The sequence below is a fragment of the Naumannella huperziae genome (assembly GCF_054073625.1).
Genome location: NZ_JBSXPH010000001.1, coordinates 236,283 through 254,224 on the forward strand (window position 1 = coordinate 236,283; position 17,942 = coordinate 254,224).

General features: G+C 70.8%; 14 protein-coding genes. 3 read left to right on the top strand and 11 right to left on the bottom strand.

Features of this window, described 5'->3' with window-relative positions; all coding sequences use genetic code 11:
- Positions 1–64 precede the first annotated feature (64 nt).
- The 8 genes from ACXDC7_RS01125 to ACXDC7_RS01160 all read right to left on the bottom strand — a co-directional run bounded on the left by ACXDC7_RS01125 (position 65) and on the right by ACXDC7_RS01160 (position 10,241).
- Positions 65–1,219 (bottom strand): VWA domain-containing protein, encoded by a 1,155-nt coding sequence (locus ACXDC7_RS01125; RefSeq protein ID WP_459220904.1) that lies wholly within the window; start codon positions 1,217–1,219, stop codon positions 65–67.
- On the bottom strand, positions 1,216–3,477 hold the full coding sequence (locus ACXDC7_RS01130; RefSeq protein WP_459220905.1) for a DUF5682 family protein: 2,262 nt from the start codon (positions 3,475–3,477) through the stop codon (positions 1,216–1,218). Before ACXDC7_RS01130 ends, ACXDC7_RS01125 begins: the two co-directional genes overlap by 4 nt.
- The gene (locus ACXDC7_RS01135) at positions 3,477–4,553 is read right to left on the bottom strand and encodes an ATP-binding protein (protein WP_459220906.1); all 1,077 of its coding nucleotides are present in this window, start codon (positions 4,551–4,553) and stop codon (positions 3,477–3,479) included. Before ACXDC7_RS01135 ends, ACXDC7_RS01130 begins: the two co-directional genes overlap by 1 nt.
- Complete coding sequence (locus tag ACXDC7_RS01140; protein ID WP_459220907.1) at positions 4,550–5,797, bottom strand: DUF5691 domain-containing protein; 1,248 nt, start codon at positions 5,795–5,797, stop codon at positions 4,550–4,552. Before ACXDC7_RS01140 ends, ACXDC7_RS01135 begins: the two co-directional genes overlap by 4 nt.
- Complete coding sequence (locus ACXDC7_RS01145; RefSeq protein WP_179445202.1) at positions 5,794–7,095, bottom strand: SWIM zinc finger family protein; 1,302 nt, start codon at positions 7,093–7,095, stop codon at positions 5,794–5,796. The genes ACXDC7_RS01140 and ACXDC7_RS01145 overlap by 4 nt, the downstream gene beginning before the upstream one ends.
- A 105-nt stretch (positions 7,096–7,200) precedes the next feature.
- Positions 7,201–8,013 (bottom strand): zinc metalloprotease, encoded by an 813-nt coding sequence (locus ACXDC7_RS01150; RefSeq protein WP_179445201.1) that lies wholly within the window; start codon positions 8,011–8,013, stop codon positions 7,201–7,203.
- A 213-nt stretch (positions 8,014–8,226) separates the two neighbouring features.
- Positions 8,227–8,910: a potassium channel family protein gene (locus ACXDC7_RS01155; protein WP_343045920.1), complete on the bottom strand. Its 684-nt coding sequence runs from the start codon at positions 8,908–8,910 to the stop codon at positions 8,227–8,229.
- 8 nt (positions 8,911–8,918) lie between these two features.
- Positions 8,919–10,241: a TrkH family potassium uptake protein gene (locus ACXDC7_RS01160; protein ID WP_459220908.1), complete on the bottom strand. Its 1,323-nt coding sequence runs from the start codon at positions 10,239–10,241 to the stop codon at positions 8,919–8,921.
- Between the two features lie 144 nt (positions 10,242–10,385).
- Between ACXDC7_RS01160 and acs the strand changes: the two genes are divergently transcribed.
- On the top strand, positions 10,386–12,353 hold the full coding sequence (acs, locus tag ACXDC7_RS01165; protein ID WP_459220909.1) for an acetate--CoA ligase: 1,968 nt from the start codon (positions 10,386–10,388) through the stop codon (positions 12,351–12,353).
- Between the two features lie 79 nt (positions 12,354–12,432).
- Here the strand turns inward: acs and ACXDC7_RS01170 are convergent, their stop codons facing one another.
- Positions 12,433–13,368, bottom strand: coding sequence for a hypothetical protein (locus ACXDC7_RS01170; protein WP_179445198.1), 936 nt, complete (start codon positions 13,366–13,368; stop codon positions 12,433–12,435).
- Between the two features lie 318 nt (positions 13,369–13,686).
- Here ACXDC7_RS01170 and nhaA point away from each other — a divergent pair, with 318 nt between their 5' ends.
- Both nhaA and ACXDC7_RS01180 read left to right on the top strand, forming a co-directional pair.
- Positions 13,687–14,907 (top strand): Na+/H+ antiporter NhaA, encoded by a 1,221-nt coding sequence (nhaA, locus tag ACXDC7_RS01175; protein WP_459220910.1) that lies wholly within the window; start codon positions 13,687–13,689, stop codon positions 14,905–14,907.
- Positions 14,908–15,007: 100 nt separating this feature from the next.
- Positions 15,008–15,559 (top strand): phage holin family protein, encoded by a 552-nt coding sequence (locus ACXDC7_RS01180; RefSeq protein ID WP_459220911.1) that lies wholly within the window; start codon positions 15,008–15,010, stop codon positions 15,557–15,559.
- Here ACXDC7_RS01180 and ACXDC7_RS01185 read toward each other — a convergent pair.
- Both ACXDC7_RS01185 and ACXDC7_RS01190 read right to left on the bottom strand, forming a co-directional pair.
- Positions 15,550–16,161, bottom strand: coding sequence for an HdeD family acid-resistance protein (locus ACXDC7_RS01185; protein ID WP_179445195.1), 612 nt, complete (start codon positions 16,159–16,161; stop codon positions 15,550–15,552). The genes ACXDC7_RS01180 and ACXDC7_RS01185 overlap by 10 nt on opposite strands.
- Before the next feature lie 48 nt (positions 16,162–16,209).
- Positions 16,210–17,937, bottom strand: coding sequence for a glycerol-3-phosphate dehydrogenase/oxidase (locus tag ACXDC7_RS01190; RefSeq protein WP_459220912.1), 1,728 nt, complete (start codon positions 17,935–17,937; stop codon positions 16,210–16,212).
- Positions 17,938–17,942 lie beyond the last annotated feature (5 nt).

Sequence of the window (17,942 nt, forward strand, 5' to 3'; positions counted from 1 at the left end):
CCGATCCCCGTGTGGCGTCTCGTCGCCGACACGGCTCACCGGGTTGGGGTGACCGAGCGGTCGATCAGCCCCGACGGTCGGCGCGGTAGCGGTCGGCCCAGCCGGTCAGATCGGCGCCGCGGATGGCCGCGGCGAGCAGATCGGGGAAGGCGTCGGGCGTACACGCGAATGCCGGTACGCCGAGCGCGGCCAGCTCCGCGGCGAAATCATGATCATAGGCGGGCGCGCCGGAATCCGCGAGCGCCAGCAGGGCCACGCACTGCACGCCCGAATCCCGCAGCTCGCGCATCCGGGCCAGCAACTGGGCCTCGTTGCCGCCCTCGAACAGATCGCTGATCAGCACGAAGATCGCGCCGCGCGGGTTGGTGATCAACTCCGAGCAGTACGCGACGGCGCGGTTGATGTCCGTGCCGCCGCCGAGCTGGGTACCGAACAGCACGTCCACCGGATCGTCCAGCAGCTCGGTCAGGTCGACGATCTCGGTGTCGAAGGCGACCACCGAGGTCCGCACCGAGCGGATCGAGGCGAGCACGGAGCCGAGGATCGACGCATGGACGACCGATTCGGCCATCGATCCCGACTGGTCGATGGCCAACACCACCTCCCGCTGCACCGCGAGCGAGCGCCGCCCGTAGCCGATCAACCGCTCGGGGATGATCGTCGCGTGCTCCGGCTGGTAGTGGCGCAGGTTCGCCCGGACCGTGCGATTCCAGTCGATGTCGGCGTGCCGCGGCCGCCTGGTACGCGAGGAGCGGTCCAGCGAGCCGCGTACCGCCGCCCGGGTCCGCTCCCCGAGCCGCTTCTCCACCTCCTCGACGACCCGGCGTACCACCTGCCGCGCGGTCGCCCGCGACTCCTCCGGCAGCGCGTCCGACAGCGAGACCAGCGTGGCGACCAGGTTCACGTCGGGCGTGATCGAGTCCAGCATCTCGGGCTCCAGCAGCAGCCGGCGCAGGTTCAACCGCTCGATCGCATCGCGTTGCAGCACCTGCACGACGGTGTTCGGGAAGTAGCCGCGGACGTCGCCCAGCCAGCGCGCGACCCGCGGTGCCGACGACCCCAGACCGGCCTGGCGCCGCTGACCCGCCTCCCCCGGCTCGCGCGCGTCGTAGAGCTGCCCGAGCGCGGCGTCGAGCCCGCCGTCGGCACCCGCCAGCTCACCGTCGCCCCCGGTCACCAGTCGCCAGCGGCGCCGCCGCTCGGCATCGGCGTCGCTCACGGCCCACCCCCGATGATCATCTTCACCGTTGCCAACACGCCTCCGGCATGATCAGGGTCGACCTCCGTGTCGGCGCGAGCCGCGGCCGGCTCGGCCAGCCGGTCCGCGACGCGGTTCAGCTCGCGCCGCTCGGCCGGCGCGAACCGCCCGAAGGTACGCCGAAGCATCGGCAGGGTCTCGACGAAGTCGTCCTCGCCCAGCTCGGCCAGCCACGCATCCAGCACCCGCAACAGCCGCTCGTCGTGGATCAGCAACAGCGGCCCGCCGGCCAGGAAACCCTCGGCCCACAACGCCTTCTCGGCCGCCGGCGTACCGATCGACAGCGCCGCGTGCAGCCGCCTCGCCGCCTCCTCGCCGTCGATCCGCCCGCCGTCCAGCAGCATCCGCACCACCCGCCCCGCGATCCCGGCGGGCAGGTCGGCGCGGCCGAGCAGGGCGGCCAGGGCGGCGTACCACTCGACGTCCGCGCCGGGCAGCAGCGCGACGACGCGATGCACCCGGTCGATACGTTCCCGGGCGTCGGCGGCCGCGTCCTCGGCCAGGCCGGCGAGCGCGGCGCCCAGGCCCGCGCACGCCCGCGACAGCAGCGCGCGCGCCACCCGCGCCAGCTCGGCGGTGTCGGTGCCGCGGACCGTCCCGTAGCGCTGCGCCTCGGCGAGGGGGACCACCGCGTCCAGCAGGTCGGCCACGTCGTTGGTCTGCGCGGCGCGCGCGTCCAGCTCGCGCAGCAGGGGCGGCAACACCTCGGGCAGCTCGGCCGTCAGCGCCGCCGCGATGGCGCCGGTGATCGACGCGAGGGTGTCGGTCCGCCGCAGCAGCCGCGCGCCGGCCGCACCGGCCACGGTCGTCCCCCACAGCGACGCCTCGACCAGCCGTACGGACAGCTCGGGCCGCCAGGCGATCAGCCAACCCTCCTTGAAGGTGCCGAGGCCCCCGGTCGCGATCGGCTCGCCCCAGTCGATGCCGAGCACCACCAGGCGGTGCAGCAGCACCGAGCGGCGCCGGTCGAGGTCGCCGCGCAGGTCGAGCACGATCTCGCGCTCCTCCGCGGCCGGCTTCAGCCGGGCGGCGCGCGCGGCGGCCCGGAAATCGGCCTCCAGCGGCACCGTCGGCGCCCCGTCGGGCACCGTTCCGAGCTGTTCGCCGATCACCGCCTCGCGAAGCACGATCCCGGCCGCCACCTCGCTGCCCTCGCAGAGCACCGAGCGGACCGCGTCGCCGACCTCGGCGAGCCCCGCCAGCGGCCGGCCGCGCAGGGCGGCGAGCGAGTCGGCCAGGCGTACCGCCTCGATCACGTGCGCGCTGGAGGTGGGCAGGTCATGATCACGCAGTACGCCGGCCGCGCGGGTCATCCACCGCTCAACGACCCGGTCGGGGGCGGTGAACAGGTGGTGGTACCAGCCCGGCGACTCCACCCCGGCGCCGTAACCGGAGTACAGGCCGAGACGCGAATGGGTCCACGGCACCCAGGCCAACGTGACCTTGGCCTTCGGCATCCCGCGCAGCAGTTGGTTGTCGCGGGTGGCCGGCGGCAGCTTCCCGCTCAGCGCCGGCGCGTGCCAGGCCCCGCAGACCACCGCGATCGGGTCGTGCCCCTCCTTGATCACCGCACGCAACACCTTGCGCATGTGCGCCTCGCGGCGGTCCTCGGTGAGCTGGTCCTCGGGATCGCGCTCCGGTGGCGCTGCCTCCCGGACCGCGGCCATCGCCTCGGCCACCGCATCGAACGGGTCGCCGTCGGCGCGGGACTCGATCACGTCGTCCCACCAGCGTTCGGGATCGTCGTAGCCGCCGGCCCGGGCGAGCACCGCGATCGGGTCGGTACGCCAACCGCTGCGCCGATGATCATCCACGCCATGATCATCACCGGGTTGATCATCGCTGGGTTGATCATCAACGGGCAACGCTTCCGGTCCCGGCGCGGGATCGGCCAGCACGTTTGCGGCGGGCAGGTCCATGAACCGCACACCGGCGCCGTTGCGGACCGCCCAGGACAGGGCCTGCCACTCCGGGGAGAAGACCGCCAACGGCCAGAACGCCGCCTTCGACGGGTCGTCATTGCGGTAGCCGAGCAGCGCCACCGGCGGCCGCAGCTCCTCATCGGCGACGAACCGGACCAGCGCATCGGCCTCCGGCGGGCCCTCGATCAGCACCACCCGGGGCTGCAGCTCCGCCAGGGCGGCCCGCACGGCGCGCGCGGACCCGGGCCCGTGGTGGCGTACCCCCAGGACCCGGATCCGCGGACCGGACTCGGCCATCAGCCCACCTCGCGGCAGGCCCAGTAGAAGTCCTTCCAGCCCTGACGGTACCTGACCACCGTCTCCAGGTATTCCGACCAGGCCACCGCATCGGCGACCGGGTCCTTGATCACCGCGCCGACGATGCCGCCCGCGACATCCGCCGGGCCCAGCCGACCGTCGCCGAAGTGCGCGGCCAGCGCGAGGCCGTTGGTGATCACCGAGATCGCCTCGGCGGTGGACAGCCCGCCCGACGGCACCTTCAGGCTGGTCCGGCCGTCCTCGGTCAGGCCGCCGCGCAGCTCGCGGAAGACCGTCACCACGCGGGCGATCTCCTCGCTGGCATCGGTCTGCGGCAGGTCCAGCGTCCGGCCGAGATCGGCCACCCGGCGCGCCACGATGCCCACCTCGGACTCGGCATCGGACGGGAGCGGCAACACGACGGTGTTGAACCGGCGGCGCAGCGCGGAGGACAGCTCGTTCACGCCGCGGTCGCGGTCGTTGGCGGTGGCGATCACGTTGAATCCCTGTACCGCCTGGACCTCGGTGCCCAGCTCGGGCACGGGCAGCGTCTTCTCGCTGAGCACGGTGATCAGCGCGTCCTGCACATCGGACGGGATCCGGGTCAGTTCCTCCACCCGCGCCAGCCGCCCCTCGCGCATCCCCGTCATGATCGGCGAGGCGACCATCGCCTGCTCGGTCGGGCCCTCGGCGAGCAGCCGCGCATAGTTCCAGCCGTAGCGGATCGCCTCCTCCGCGGTGCCCGCCGTGCCCTGCACCAGCAGGGTCGAGTCGCCGCTGATCGCGGCGGCCAGGTGTTCGGACACCCAGGACTTGGCGGTGCCCGGTACGCCGAGCAGCAGCAGCGCGCGGTCGGTGGCGAGGGTCGCCACGGCGATCTCCATCAGCCGGCGCGAGCCGACGTACTTGGGCGTGATCACCGTGCCGTCAGCCAGCTCGGTGCCCATCAGGTAGTCGACCACCGCCCACGGGGACAGCCGCCACCCGGCGGGCCGTTCCCGGTCGTCGGCGCCGGCGAGGGCGGCGAGCTCGTCGGCGTAGGCCTGCTCGGCATGCGGCCGCAGGATGTCGGTCACGGGTTCCCTCCGGGTGGCTGGGGTTGCTCGAACGATGTCGTGGGATCGGGCCGCGCGAGCTGGCGCTCGATCGTGCCGCGCAGGGTGAGCCGCTCGGCGGCGCGACCCCACGCGCTGCGGCCGGCCGGCCCGGGCGCGTCGAAGGACTGGCCGCGGGCGAAATCGGCCGCCTGGCCGATGTCCTCGCCCGGCAGCCGCAGCGCCCACAACTCCCAGGCCGCGGCGGGCACCGGCCGGCTGCCGCGGGAGCGCTCGGCGAGCCAGGCCGCGACCCGGCGGGACAGGTCGCCCGGCCACCACGCGGGCCAGTCGGCGAGCGCCTCCAGCGCCTGGGCCGCCGGCAGCGTGGCGAGCGCCCGGAGCACCCGGTCGGCGCGCTCGTCCTCGGGCAGGAAGCGCCACAGCGGCCAGGTCTCGGGCAGCGTGTTGGCCCGCGGCGTCTCGGCGGCCAGTTCCGCGCGGGCCGCTGCGGCCGCGCGCTCGGCATGGCCGGGTTCGAGCCGGGCGAGCAGCTCGCGCGCGCCTTCGGCGACAGCCCGGCTGCGGTCCTGCGCGGCGGCCTGCAGCAGCTCGCGATCGCCCGGCCCCAGCCCGTCGGCGAGCGCGTCGATCAGGCCGGCGCGGTGCCGCGGCGAGAAGTCCGCCAGGCTGGCCGCCAGCAGTTCGCGGGCCGCGGCGGGGTCCGCTGCTCGGCGACGGGCGAACCAGGCCAGCGCCTCGGCCGGCTGGGCGCCGTCGGGCCACCCGTCGGCGAGCGGCGCGACGAGCCGGCGCCAGTCCGGATGCTGCCGGGCCAGCCACCGACCGCCCTCGCCGAGGACCGGTTCGAGCGCCGCGGCGAGCTCGGCATCCGGCGCCCCGGCGCGCGGCGTCCGCGCCCGCTCCAGCAGGTCCGGTACGCGCACCGAGGGCAGCACGCGCCCGCTGCGGGCCACGGCCGCGAGCGCGATCAGCAGCAGGCCACGGTCGTCGGCGACCCGCTGCAGGGCCTGATCGGCGGCGGGCGGAATCACCGGCCGCGTCTCGGCCGCGGGCGGTGCCGGCGGCGTCACCCGCGCGGTCACCGGCGCCGCCCTGCGCGCGGTGTCCAACATCGCCGCGGCATCGAGCAGCCGCTCGGCCACCTCGCCGGTGCCGGGGCGTACCTCCTCGGGAAGGTCGTCCAGACCCGGATCGCGGGCGGCGACACCCAGCGTCGCCGCGGCGGCCAGGTCGGCGTACCCCGTCACGGTGCCGCCCGTCACAGCGGACGCACCCGGCCGTCGACGATGCTGCCCGGCGCCAGCCCCGCATCGGACCATTCGCCGAAGAGCGTGACCCCGACGCCGGGCGCGAGCGCCAGCAGCCGCCACAGCACCTCCTCCGGCCCGGTCAGCGGCACCGCCGCCCCGGTCTCGTCCACGAGCGCGAAGCGGCGATCCTCGACGCCGACCAGGCCGGTGACCAGCGCCGGGTGCTGCCGGGTCCACGGGTCGGCGGCAAGCGCGTCGGCGTAGGCGCGGGCGGCGCCGGCCGCGTCGTCGCCGCCGATCCGCCAGCCCTGCACCGGCTCGGCGCTGCCGTGCGATTCGCCGAGCAGCGCCCGCAGCGGCGGTCGGCCCGGATAGAAGTGCAGGTCGGCGTCGAGCGCGGTGCCGGGCAGCAGCGGCATCTCCCACGGGGCGCCGTTGGCGGAGAACAGCAGCACCACTGCCCAGCGATCGGTGCGCTGGCCGCGCAGCCAGACCCGGCGGGTGGAGACCTGTTCCTCCTCGAGATCGCGCACGCCGAGCGCGACCCAGCGATCGCGGACCGGCTCGGTGGCGAGCACGTCGGCGCGCGGCACGGTGAACCCGATCCGGGCGCGGACGGTGGCGGCAAGATCGTCGGGCAGCTCGTCGATCCGGGCCCAGGCGCGGGCCAGCAGGTGCAGACCGGCCAGCTCGCCGAGCAGGCGCTCGGGCCAGCCGGGGCCGGAGGCGATCACCCCGGGCAGCCGGCGCAGCCAGTTGGCGACGCCGCTGGCCTGGGCGTCGATCATCCGCGCGGCGACGGGTTCGGCCCAGCCATAGGGGTCGGTCGCCGCGCGGGCGAGTCCGCCGCGAATCTGGTCGGCGAGCCAGCGGTCGAGCTCGATCAGCCCGCCGGTGACGCGGTCGGCGCGGCGCTCGGCGCGCTGCCGGGCCGCGGCGAGTTGTTCCGGGGTACGCCCGGACGCCTCGGCTTCCGGGCCCGTGGCTCGTTCGGCGAATCCCGCGCCGGCGGGCGGGCGTACCGATCCGTCGGGATTCACCTGACCCTGCGCCCACAGGAACAACAGCCCGAGCGCGTGCTTGCAGGGGAACTTCCGCGACGGGCAACTGCACTTGTAGCGCGGCCCGGCGGTGTCCACGCTCACCCGATACGGGGTACGCCCGGAGCCGCGGCACTCACCCCAGAGCAGGTCCTCGTCGACGCCCACGCCCTGCCAAGGTCCCGGGCTGGCGAGCCGTCGACCGGCGACCTCGGAGGCGGAATCCGGCGCGGCGGCGACCACCCGGTCCACACTCCACCGCTGCGCCACGGCGCCCAGCGTAGGCGAGCCGACCGACGCCACGGATCGGTGAGCCGAACGCCGGCGGGCCCGGCCACCAGGTGGCCGGGCCCGCCGGTTCGTGCGGTGAGCTGCTCAGGAACCGTAGACCGCGCGCACGCCCTGGCCGTCGAGGCTGGTGAACGACAAGGTGTTGCTGGTGCCGTTGCACTGCGGGTAGTGCATCACCGAGTCCGAGTCGTACGGCGTCAGCGGGCGCCAGTTGTTGTCCTCGAAGCACACGCCGGACTCCGGGCGGGTGTGCTCATGCCGGAAGCCGAGGATGTGGCCGAACTCGTGGCCGAGGATGTTGCCCGGCGAGGGCACGGTGGAGCGGAAGGTGTCGGACGCGACCAGCACGTTGCGCTGCGACTTCGGCGAGCTGGGGAAGAACGCCCGGGCCAGGTACTGGTTGGTCTGCACCGGCTCGATCGAGAACACCACGTTGGAGTTCGCGGTGGTGCAGTTGCCGTCCTGGGAGGAGACGTAGCGGAAGTCGATCGCGGAGGAGGCGTTCTCCCACATCGCTGCGCCGGCTGCGGCTGCGGCGACTGCCTTCGACTTGTTGGTCCCGAAGCGGTCGCTGACGCAGTAGGTCAGGTTGCCGACCTGCGTGCTGCTCCACTTGTCGTCCACGCCGTTGACGGTGTTGATCACCAGGTCACCCGGCTCGCCGCCCTCGCCCTCGGCGACCATCCGGTCGTAGTAGCGCTTCAGCTCGCCGAGGTTGCGGATGGACTCGTCGCCGTTCACGACATAGGCGCCGTCGACGTCCTGGTAGGTGCTCGCCCGGAACTCGCGGAACGTGGGGACATCGGTGTCCTCGGCCTGCGCGATCGGAGCGGCGAGCGCCAGCGAACTGGCGACGGCGGCCGCACCGACGAACACTGCCTTCATCCTGCCCTTCATGTTTCCTCCTGATGGGGGGTTCAGTTGGCTGGGCGTCAGTCAACAACGGATCATCCCCGCGGTCAGAAGATCAACTAGGACGATTCCTGCCAGTCAGGTTCCTGCAACGCCGGTATTGATCGATTTGTACGCCGAGCCGGGCGCGGGCGTACCGATCACTGCGCAGAATGCAGCGATCGGCGCGCACTGATCATCGCCGGCGGGCGGGCGCACTCAGCGCAGCAGGGCGAAGTTCTTCACGTCGGCGGCCATCCCGGCCACCAGGATGTCGTCACCGCGACGGATGATCGTGTCCGGCACGGCGTACTCGATGTCGCCGTGCGCGGGCTTCACCGCGATCACCGTCACGTGATAGCGGGTCCGCGGCGCCGACTCGGCCAGCGGCCGATCCCAGGTGAACTCCGGGGCGGCGGTGCGTGCGATCGCCATCCCGTCGTCGAACTCCATCCAGTCCTTCATAGTGCCGGCGATGGTGAAGGCGACCCGCTGGCCGGTGTCGCGCTCGGGATAGACGACGTGATTGGCACCGACCCGTTCCAGGATCTGGCCGTGCTTGCGGGTCAGCGCCTTGGCCCAGATCTGGGGTACGCCCGCCTCGGACACCGTCAGCGTCGTGATCACGCTCGCCTCGATGTCGGCACCGATGCCCACGACCACCTGCTCGAAGTCGGCCAGCCCGAGCTGCTTCAGCGCCTGCTCGTCGGTGGCGTCGACCTGCGCGGTGTAGGTGAGTTCGTCGGCCCAGCGCTCGACCAGCTCGGCGTCCTCGTCGACCGCCATCACCTCGACTCCCTGGCGGACCAACTCACCGGCCACCGCGGAGCCGAACCGACCGAGACCGATCACCAGCACCGCACCCGGCGCCACCTTCTTCCTGCCACCCCACACTGCACTCACCTCGCGCCTCAGCCGACGATGGGACGTTCCTCGGGCACACGGTAGTACCGGTGCCGGTCGTTCAGCGCGATCGCCGAACCGACCGTGATGGTGCCGACCCGACCGATGAACATCAGCACCATCAAGGTGATCTTCCCGATCGGATCGAGACTCGGCGTGATACCGGTGGACAGGCCGACCGTGGCGAACGCGGAGATCGACTCGAACGCGACGGCCTGCAACGGATGGTCCCCGTCATTGAGGATGATCAGGGTGCCGAGCACCACCGCCGCGACGCCGAGCAGGGCCACGGTCAGGGCCTGGCGCTGGGTGGCAGGCCCGATCCGACGGTGGCCGATCACCGTCTCCTGTTCACCGCGCAGCTCCGACCAGATCACGAAGGCCAGCAGGAAGAAGGTGGTGATCTTGATCCCGCCGGCGGTGCCGGCGCTGCCCCCGCCGATGAACATCAACACGTACTGGATCGCGTAGGTCTCCTGGTCCAGCGCCCCGTAGTCGACGCTGTTGAATCCGGCGGTACGCGGCATCACGCCGCCACTGATCGACCCGATGATCTTGCCCGCCGTGGACAACGGCCCGAGCGTCCCCGGATTGCTCCACTCGAACCAGGCGAAGCTGGCGATCCCGGCCGCCAGCAGCAGCAGCGTACCGCCGACGGTGATGCGCACATGGATGGACCAGTGGCGGACCGGGATCCGTCGGCCCAGCTCGAACAACACCGGAAAGCCGATCCCACCGAGAATCACCGAGCCGCACAGTGGCAACGTGATCCAACCGTCGTCGACAAAGCCCATCAGATTGTCCGAGTACGGCGCGAAGCCTGCGTTGTTGAACGACGAGATCGCCAGGTAGATCCCCTGCCACAACGCCGATCCCCAGTCGTCGGTGTAGGCGATCCGGAAGCGGAGCGTCAGGATGATCGCCACCACGGCCTCGATGCCGAACATCATCGCCGCGATCCGGATCGGCACCTTGCGCACGTCGGCGATGTCGTTGGTGTGCGACTCGGTGCGCGTGATCAACGTCGTCTGCAGGTTCAGCCGGCCGATCACGAACAGGCTGAGCAGCGTGGCCAGGGTCATGATCCCGAAACCGCCGACCTGGATCAGTGCCAAGATCACGACCTGGCCGAAGGTGCTCCAGTGCAGTTCGTTGTCCAGCACCGTCAGGCCGGTCACGCAGACCGCGGAGACGGCGGTGAACGCCGCATCCAGCAGCGAGGTGTCCCGGCCCCGGGAGGAGACGGGCAGGGCGAGCAGCAGCGTACCGATCGCGATCACCACCGCGAACGCCGCGGGGACCACCCGAGTGGGGTGTACGGCGCGCCGCATGAGGTCTCCTCTCCCGAGCCGTCGGACAGCATAGGACGCAACGAGGGGCAACCCGCGCCGGCGACGCCGCGATGACTAGGCTGGCGAGTAGCCGACGCGGCCGCGCTGGTGCGCGCCGCCCGAGAATCGTCGAAGGAGACTGCGGTGAACGCTGAGGCCGGCAACGACGCACTGGACAACCTGCTCACCGAGGAGCGGACCTTCCCGCCGCCGCCGGAACTGGTCGCGCAGGCCAATGTCACCGAGGACACCTATGCGCAGGCGGCGGCCGACGACGAGGCGTTCTGGGCCGAACAGGCCAAGCGGCTCTCCTGGGCCAAGGAGCCCACCGAGGTGGTCGACTGGTCGAACGCTCCGTTCGCGAAGTGGTACGCCGACGGCGAGCTGAATGCGGCGTACAACTGCGTCGACCGACATGTCGAGGCCGGCAACGGCGACCGGGTGGCGTTCCACTTCGAGGGCGAGCCGGGCGACCAGCGCGACATCACCTACGCGCAGTTGAAGGACGAGGTGTCGCAGGCGGCGAATGCCCTGACCGAGCTCGGGGTGCAGGCCGGGGATCGGGTGGCGATCTACCTGCCGATGATCCCCGAGGCCGTGGTGGCGATGCTGGCCTGTGCCCGGATCGGCGCACCGCACACCGTGGTCTTCGGCGGCTTCTCCGCCGACGCGCTCGCCGCCCGGATCAACGACTGCGGCTGCGAGGTCGTGATCACCGCCGACGGTGGCTACCGGCGCGGCAAGCCGGCCGCGTTGAAGCCCGCGGTGGACAAGGCGCTCGAGTCCACCCCCGGCGTGCGGTCGGTGATCGTGATCAGGCGTACCGGCGAGGAAACGCCGATGACCGAGGGCCGCGATGTCTGGTGGGACGACATCGTCGGCAGGCAGTCCACCGAGCACACCCCGCAGGCGTTCCCGGCCGAGCACCCGCTCTATGTGATGTACACGTCGGGCTCGACCGGCAAGCCGAAGGGCATCCTGCACACCACGGGCGGCTATCTGGTCGGGACGGCGTACACGCATTGGGCGACGTTCGATCTCAAGCCGGAATCGGATGTGTTCTGGACCGCGGCCGACATCGGCTGGGTGACCGGGCACAGCTATCTGGTCTACGGGCCGCTCGCCAACGGGGCGACCTCGGTGATGTATGAAGGCACGCCGGACACCCCGCACCAGGGCCGGTGGTGGGAGATCATCGACAAGTACGGCGTGACGATCTTGTACTGCGCGCCGACCGCGATCCGGACGTTCATGAAGTGGGGACACGAGATCCCCGAGAAGTACGACCTGTCCTCGCTGCGGGTGCTCGGCTCGGTCGGCGAGCCGATCAACCCCGAGGCGTATGTCTGGTACCGGCACTACATCGGCGGTGACCGTACGCCCGTCGCCGACACCTGGTGGCAGACCGAGACCGGAATGCACATGATCTCCCCGATGCCCGGGGTGGCCGACGGCAAGCCGGGCGCGGCGATGCGGGCGGTGCCGGGAATCAGCGTCGAGGTGGTGAACGACGAGGGCCAGCCGGTGGGCAACGGCAAGGGCGGCTATCTCGTGGTGACCAAGCCTTGGCCTGCGATGCTGCGGACGCTGTGGAACGAGGACGAGCGCTACGTCGAGACGTATTGGTCGCGGTTCCCCGGGATGTACTTCGCCGGCGACGGCGCCAAGCGTGACGACGACGGCGACATCTGGCTGCTCGGGCGGGTCGACGACGTGATGAACGTGTCCGGGCACCGGATGTCGACCACGGAGATCGAGTCCGCCCTGGTGTCGCACCCGAAGGTGGCCGAGGCGGCCGTGGTGGGCGCGACCGACGAGACCACCGGGCAGGCGATCGTGGCCTTCGTGATCCTGCGGGGCGAGGCCGGCGACGGCGGCCCCGAGATCGTCCAGGAGCTGCGCAACCACGTCGCCCAGGAAATCGGCGCGATCGCCAAGCCGCGCTCGATCATGGTCGTCGCCGAGCTGCCGAAGACCCGCTCGGGCAAGATCATGAGGCGGCTCCTGCGCGATGTCGCCGAGAACCGCGAGATGGGCGACGTCACCACCCTGCAGGACTCCTCGGTGATGGACCAGATCAAGGGCGGGATGTCGGCCTCCTCGGAGGACTGACTCGTCTCTGCATGCCGAACTTGCAGTTGCATGTCGGGCCCGACATGCAACTGCAAGTTCGGCATGCATCTGGAGGGGGTCACCCTTGCGGGCGGTTGCGCAGCCGGGCCGCCCGGAAGTCATCGAGGTGAACCCCACAGAACTCCAGCTCGGTCAGGTCGGCCCAGATCCAGCGCAGGATCTCCCACCCGGCCCGGATCAGTCTGCGTTCTCGTTCCTTCTCGAGCGCGATCGCAGTGGCCGCATCGGGCCCACCCGGCAGCGAGCCATATTTCGTCATGCCGTCGAACTCCCCCAGGATGCCCAGGTCGGGCCAGGCAAAGTCGGCGCGCCCGAGCAGTGAGCCCCGCACCCACACCTCGTACTGCAGTTGGGGCGGCGGAAAGCCCGCGACCTCCATCAGCCAGCGAACGACTGACTCGCCGGGGCTCTCGGCACCGGCCTGACCGAACTCAACCACCCGTCGCGCCCGGCCGATGCCGGGCCGGGGACCGTCGTCTGCGCAGATCCGCTCGAGCTCGGCGCGCTCCAGGCCAGCGCGCAGCGCCGCATCCACGAGCGCCACGCCCTGCTCCGGGAGGACTTGCCGAGCCAGATCAACCACGGTTCGGGCAAGCGATGTCGTCCGGTGTCCGCCGATCTCCACGATGTCGCGCGGGTCGACATCTGCCATGTGGACCCTCAGGTGACGAGACGATTGACCGCCGCCGCGGGCCCGCGGACGCGACACGGTGACCTTTGTCAGGTCTGTACCGGTACGCCGTTGCCCCGGCAGCACCGTGATCAACGGAAGCCCGTGCAGCACGGCGGCGGACTCGTGACTGACCACGGCCGGCGCACGGAGCTGCGGCAGGGTCCCCTCGATCAGTTGCCTGTGCCGAGACGTCCAGTCGGTCGCCAGTTCTTCGGCATAAGCGCCCCGGCGAACCGATGACAGTGCACCCCCGCGCTTCATCATCGCCAGGTCCCGGTGGGTGACGCCGGCGAGGAGCAGCTTTCGTGTCAACTGGATCACCCACCGATCCCAGCAAGGAACCGGGCGAGGATCACCACCCGAGCCGACATCTGTGGACAACTTCGGGATGCTCCAGACACCTGGCGCGCCGACATCCTCTTCAGCTCGTCACCCGTCTGCATGCCGAACTTGCAGTTGCATGTCGGGCACGACATGCAACTGCAAGTTCGGCAAGCATCGGGAGGGGGCACCGCAAGATGCGAACGGCGATCCCTCGCCCCCTTGATAGGGTCAACGCTGGTGTGCCGGGAAGTCTGGTCGGCGTTGGGTGCGCGATGTCCGCGCGCGCAGCTCCGAAGTTCTTGAGCCGAGGTGAACATGACCGACAAGCCGCGCCGACCGATTGTGCTGTTTCGCTCCAGCGACAATGAGGACACCAGGGCCGTATCCGACATCCTGCGCCACGAGACCACGGGCGGGGCGCTGATGCTCGCTGCCACGGTCGTGGCGCTGATCTGGGCCAACTTCGGCACGGAGATCTACGAGGGCCTGCGCAGCACCTACCTCGGCCCGATGGACATCGCGCACTGGGCCTCCTCGGGCCTGCTGACGATCTTCTTCTTCGTCGCCGGACTGGAGCTGAAGCGCGAGCTCACCTCCGGGTCGCTGGCCAAACCCGCCCAGGCGCTGGTGCCGATCGTTGCCGCGGTCTGCGGCATGATCGTCCCCGCGCTGATCTACCTGGCGATCAACTCCACGGCCCCCGGGGGCGACCCGCGCGGCTGGGCCATCCCGATGGCGACCGACATCGCCTTCGCGATGGCCATCCTGGCCGCGGTGGGCTCGCGTCTGCCGAACAGCCTGCGCGCCTTCTTGCTGACCCTGGCCATCGTCGACGACCTCGGTGCGATCATCGTGATCGCCGTCGTCTTCACCAGCGACCTGAACCTGCTCTGGCTGGCCGGCGCCGGGGTCTGCCTGCTGCTCTGGTGGCTGCTGCAGCGCAAGCACATCACGGGCTGGTACCTCTACGTGCCGCTCGCGATCATCACCTGGTACTGCATGTACGCCTCGGGCGTGCACGCCACGATCGCCGGGGTCGCGCTCGGCCTGCTCTCGCGCTCCACGCCCGACGACCCGCACGATCCGGTCGATCGCTGGCAGCACTTCTGGCACCCGATCAGCGCGGGCTTCGCCGTGCCGATCTTCGCGCTGTTCTCGGCGGGTGTGTTGCTGCCGCCGGAGCTGCTCGCCGACATGGTGACCCGGCCGATGGCACTGGGCATTGCCGCCGGCCTGATCGTCGGCAAGGTGATCGGCGTCTTCGGCGGGGCGTACCTGACCACCCGATTGACCAATGCGTCCCTGGCGCCGGATCTGCGCTGGTCGGAGGTGCTCGCTGCCTCCGTGCTCGCCGGCGTCGGATTCACGGTGGCGATCTTCATCAGTGAGCTGACCTTTGCCGGCGAACCCGTGCTCGTGGACGAGGCGAAGGCATCGGTGCTGTTCGCGTCGGCGACGGCCGCCGTGGTGGCGGCTGTCTTCCTGCGGATCCTCGTCCGGCGCCGCGCCAGGGACGGCGAACTCACCGACGATTGAGGCATTCCGCGTACCCTCCGGGCCGTGCTGGTACGCCATCGCGACGACGGGCACTAGGCTCGGCATGCAACGCACGCCATGCCAACCGGAGGAGCAGTCGATGAGTGATCCCGACACCACGCGCACCGATGCGCCCGGCGCCTGGGCCGATGCGGACGGGCCGGATGCCGCCACCCTCGGCCGCCCGCGCGGGATCGGCGCGCTGGTCACCAATATCGTCACCCTGATCCGGACGCTGCTGAACGATGTCCTCGCGCTCGGCCAGGCGGAGTTGAAGCCGGCGGCCAAGCACGCGGGCGTCGCCGCCGGGCTCTTCGGGGCCGCGGCGTTCTTCGCGCTGAATGCGCTCACCCTGCTCTTCGTGGCGGGAGCCTTCGCCATCGCCCGACTGTTCGGCGCGCGGTTCTTGGTGATCGCTGCGGGTTTCGCGATCATGGGCGTACTGCTGCTGGTGATCGCCGGCATCCTCGGCGCGGCCGGCTACTTCGGTCAGGTGAAGAAGATCAAGGGGCCGGAGAAGACCGTGGCCGCCATGACGCGGGCCACCGAGTCGGTCCAGCAGGCGATCTCGCGCGGCGTGGCGAACGCCAGGACCCACGAGCTCGCCGCGAAGAACTTCAGCGAAGACCCGGAGACCTACGGCTACCGCTGATCCGAGGTGACGGGCCGCCCGCCGTCGACCTTGCCGAGCTGGACGGCGCGGATGATCCCGACGATGCCCCCGGCGACCAGGAAGATGCCGCTCACCCAGATCAGCGTGACGGCGCCCTCCAGCGGGAACATCAGCAAGCTGACGCCGCCCGCGATCGAGATGATCCCGTAGAAGATCGACCATCCGGTCGCGGGGGTGCGCCGGGCCTCGACCAGGCTGACGATGCCCTCGATGATCCAGCCGACCGCGACCAGCGTGATCGCGAACAGCGTGTAGACCACCTCGGTGGCCGACAGGTTTCGCAGACCGATCGCACCGCAGATGATCAACAAGATGCCGATCAGGACGAAGAACACACGCATCCAACCGCTGATCGGCCCGCCGATCACCCCGACGGCGAGCCGGGCGATGCCGAGCACGATGAAGAAAATGCTCAGGACCACCGTGAGCACCGTTGCGGCGACCTGCAACGTCTTGTCCGGCCAGATCAACAACACAATGCCCAGCACCAGTCCGATCACGGAACTGATCAGGAAGAAGCTACGCACCCGGCGCGCGACCTCGGCGCCGATGTCTGCGAGTCCGAACGTTTCCTGTGACATCCCGACCTCCATGCTCGATTGATCAACAACCGACCCCTGGAGGTGATGCTACTCCGGCACGGCGAGCGGCACCAGATCCGGCGCATTCTCCCGGACCCGTGCGGCGTCGGCGTCATCTGTGGTCCGCTGGGCCGCCAGGGTCGCCTGTGCCGATGCCGTGTAGTTGGCGATCTCCGCGGCGACCCGGTCGGCATCCCAGCCCAGTCGCGGCGCGACCAGCCCGGCGATCTCGGGCAGGGCGCCGACGCCCCGGTCGGGGGTTTCGTAGTCCAGGCGTACCCGGTGGGTGAGGATGTCCTCCAGGTGCAGGGCCCCCTCGTGGGTGACCGCGAAGACCACCTCCGCGCCGAGATAGGCAGGCGCCGACCGCAGCGGTCGGGCCAGTGACGGATCCTCCTTGACCAACTCGATCAGCTCGACCACCTCGTCGCCGTAGCGGTCCAGCAGGTGCTCCTGGCGGCCGGCGCTCCAGCCGAACGGGCGGCTCAGGTGCGGCATCCGGCGGGTCACCGAGGTGAGGTCAATGGCCCCGAGCAGCGGTGTCTTGTCGGTGACCGACGGCAGCCGCTCGGCCTCCTCCTCCCCGAGCGCGAAGTCGACCACGTCCTGCGCCATCTTGCGGTAGGTCGTCAGCTTCCCACCGGCGATGGCGACCAGGCCCGGCGCGAGCTCGGCGACGGTGTGCTCGCGCGACACCTTCGTGGAGGAACGCTCATGATCAACGGGCTGCAGCAGCGGGCGCAGACCGGCGTAGGTGCCGATGATGTCGTCGCGGGTCAGATCGGAGTCGAGCACCGCATTGGCGTGTTCCAGCACATAGTCGATGTCCTCGCTGGTCGGCACCGGATGCAGTCGCTCCTGCGCCCACGGGGTGTCGGTGGTGCCGATGATCCAGTAACGCTGCCAGGGAATGATGAACAGCACCGACTTCTCGGTACGCAGGAACAGCCCGGTGCTGCCGTTGATCCGCGACCGGTCGAAGATCAGGTGGATTCCCTTGGAGGCAAGGACCTTCAGCGTCTGGGGCACATCCGACATCGCCTCGGAGTCCTCGGTCCACACGCCGGTCGCGTTGATCACCCGCCGGGCGGGGATCCGCAGCGTCTCGCCGGATTCCAGGTCGACCGCATCGACGCCGATCACGCGCCCGTCGGAGTCCTTGATCATGCCCGTCGCCTGCACCCGGCTGGCGGCCAGCGCGCCGTGATGGGCAGCGGTGCGGACCAGGTCGATCACCAGCCGCGCATCGTCCACCCGGGCGTCGAAGAACCCGATCGCCCCGACGATCTGATCATCTTTGATGTCGGGGAACACGCGCAGCGCATCGGTCTTCGAGTAGTGCTTCTGCACCGGAACGGTGACGCCCTGGTTGGTCAGGATGGACAACGTGTCGTACAGCCCGACGCCGACCGCGCTGTAGGACCGTTCGATCACGGGCGTCTTCAGCGGCCACAGGAACGGCTGCGCCTTGACCAGGTGCGGCGCGATCGTCTCCAGCAGCAATCCCCGCTCGCGCAGCGCCTCCGCCACGAGCGCGAAGTCGAGGTTGTACAGATAGCGCAGCCCACCGTGCACCAGCTTGCTCGACCGCGAGGAGGTGCCCGATGCCCAGTCCTGCATCTCGATGATGCCGGTCCGCAGCCCGCGCGTCGCCGCATCGAGCGCCGTGCCGGCACCGGTCACTCCGCCGCCGATCACCAGGACATCGAGCGGTTCGGCGGCGCGCAGCTCCTGCAGGGCCGCGGTCCGGCTCCGCCCGTCCAGTCGGGTCGTCATCGTGC

What these genes read in the sequence shown, in the direction of transcription:
- ACXDC7_RS01130 (WP_459220905.1), bottom strand. Translation starts at nt 3,477, where the DNA reads ATGGCCGAGTCCGGTCCGCGGATCCGGGTCCTGGGGGTACGCCACCAC.
- ACXDC7_RS01150 (WP_179445201.1), bottom strand. Translation starts at nt 8,013, where the DNA reads ATGAAGGGCAGGATGAAGGCAGTGTTCGTCGGTGCGGCCGCCGTCGCC.
- ACXDC7_RS01160 (WP_459220908.1), bottom strand. Translation starts at nt 10,241, where the DNA reads ATGCGGCGCGCCGTACACCCCACTCGGGTGGTCCCCGCGGCGTTCGCG.
- nhaA (WP_459220910.1), top strand. Translation starts at nt 13,687, where the DNA reads ATGACCGACAAGCCGCGCCGACCGATTGTGCTGTTTCGCTCCAGCGAC.
- ACXDC7_RS01180 (WP_459220911.1), top strand. Translation starts at nt 15,008, where the DNA reads ATGAGTGATCCCGACACCACGCGCACCGATGCGCCCGGCGCCTGGGCC.
- ACXDC7_RS01185 (WP_179445195.1), bottom strand. Translation starts at nt 16,161, where the DNA reads ATGTCACAGGAAACGTTCGGACTCGCAGACATCGGCGCCGAGGTCGCG.
- ACXDC7_RS01190 (WP_459220912.1), bottom strand. Translation starts at nt 17,937, where the DNA reads ATGACGACCCGACTGGACGGGCGGAGCCGGACCGCGGCCCTGCAGGAG.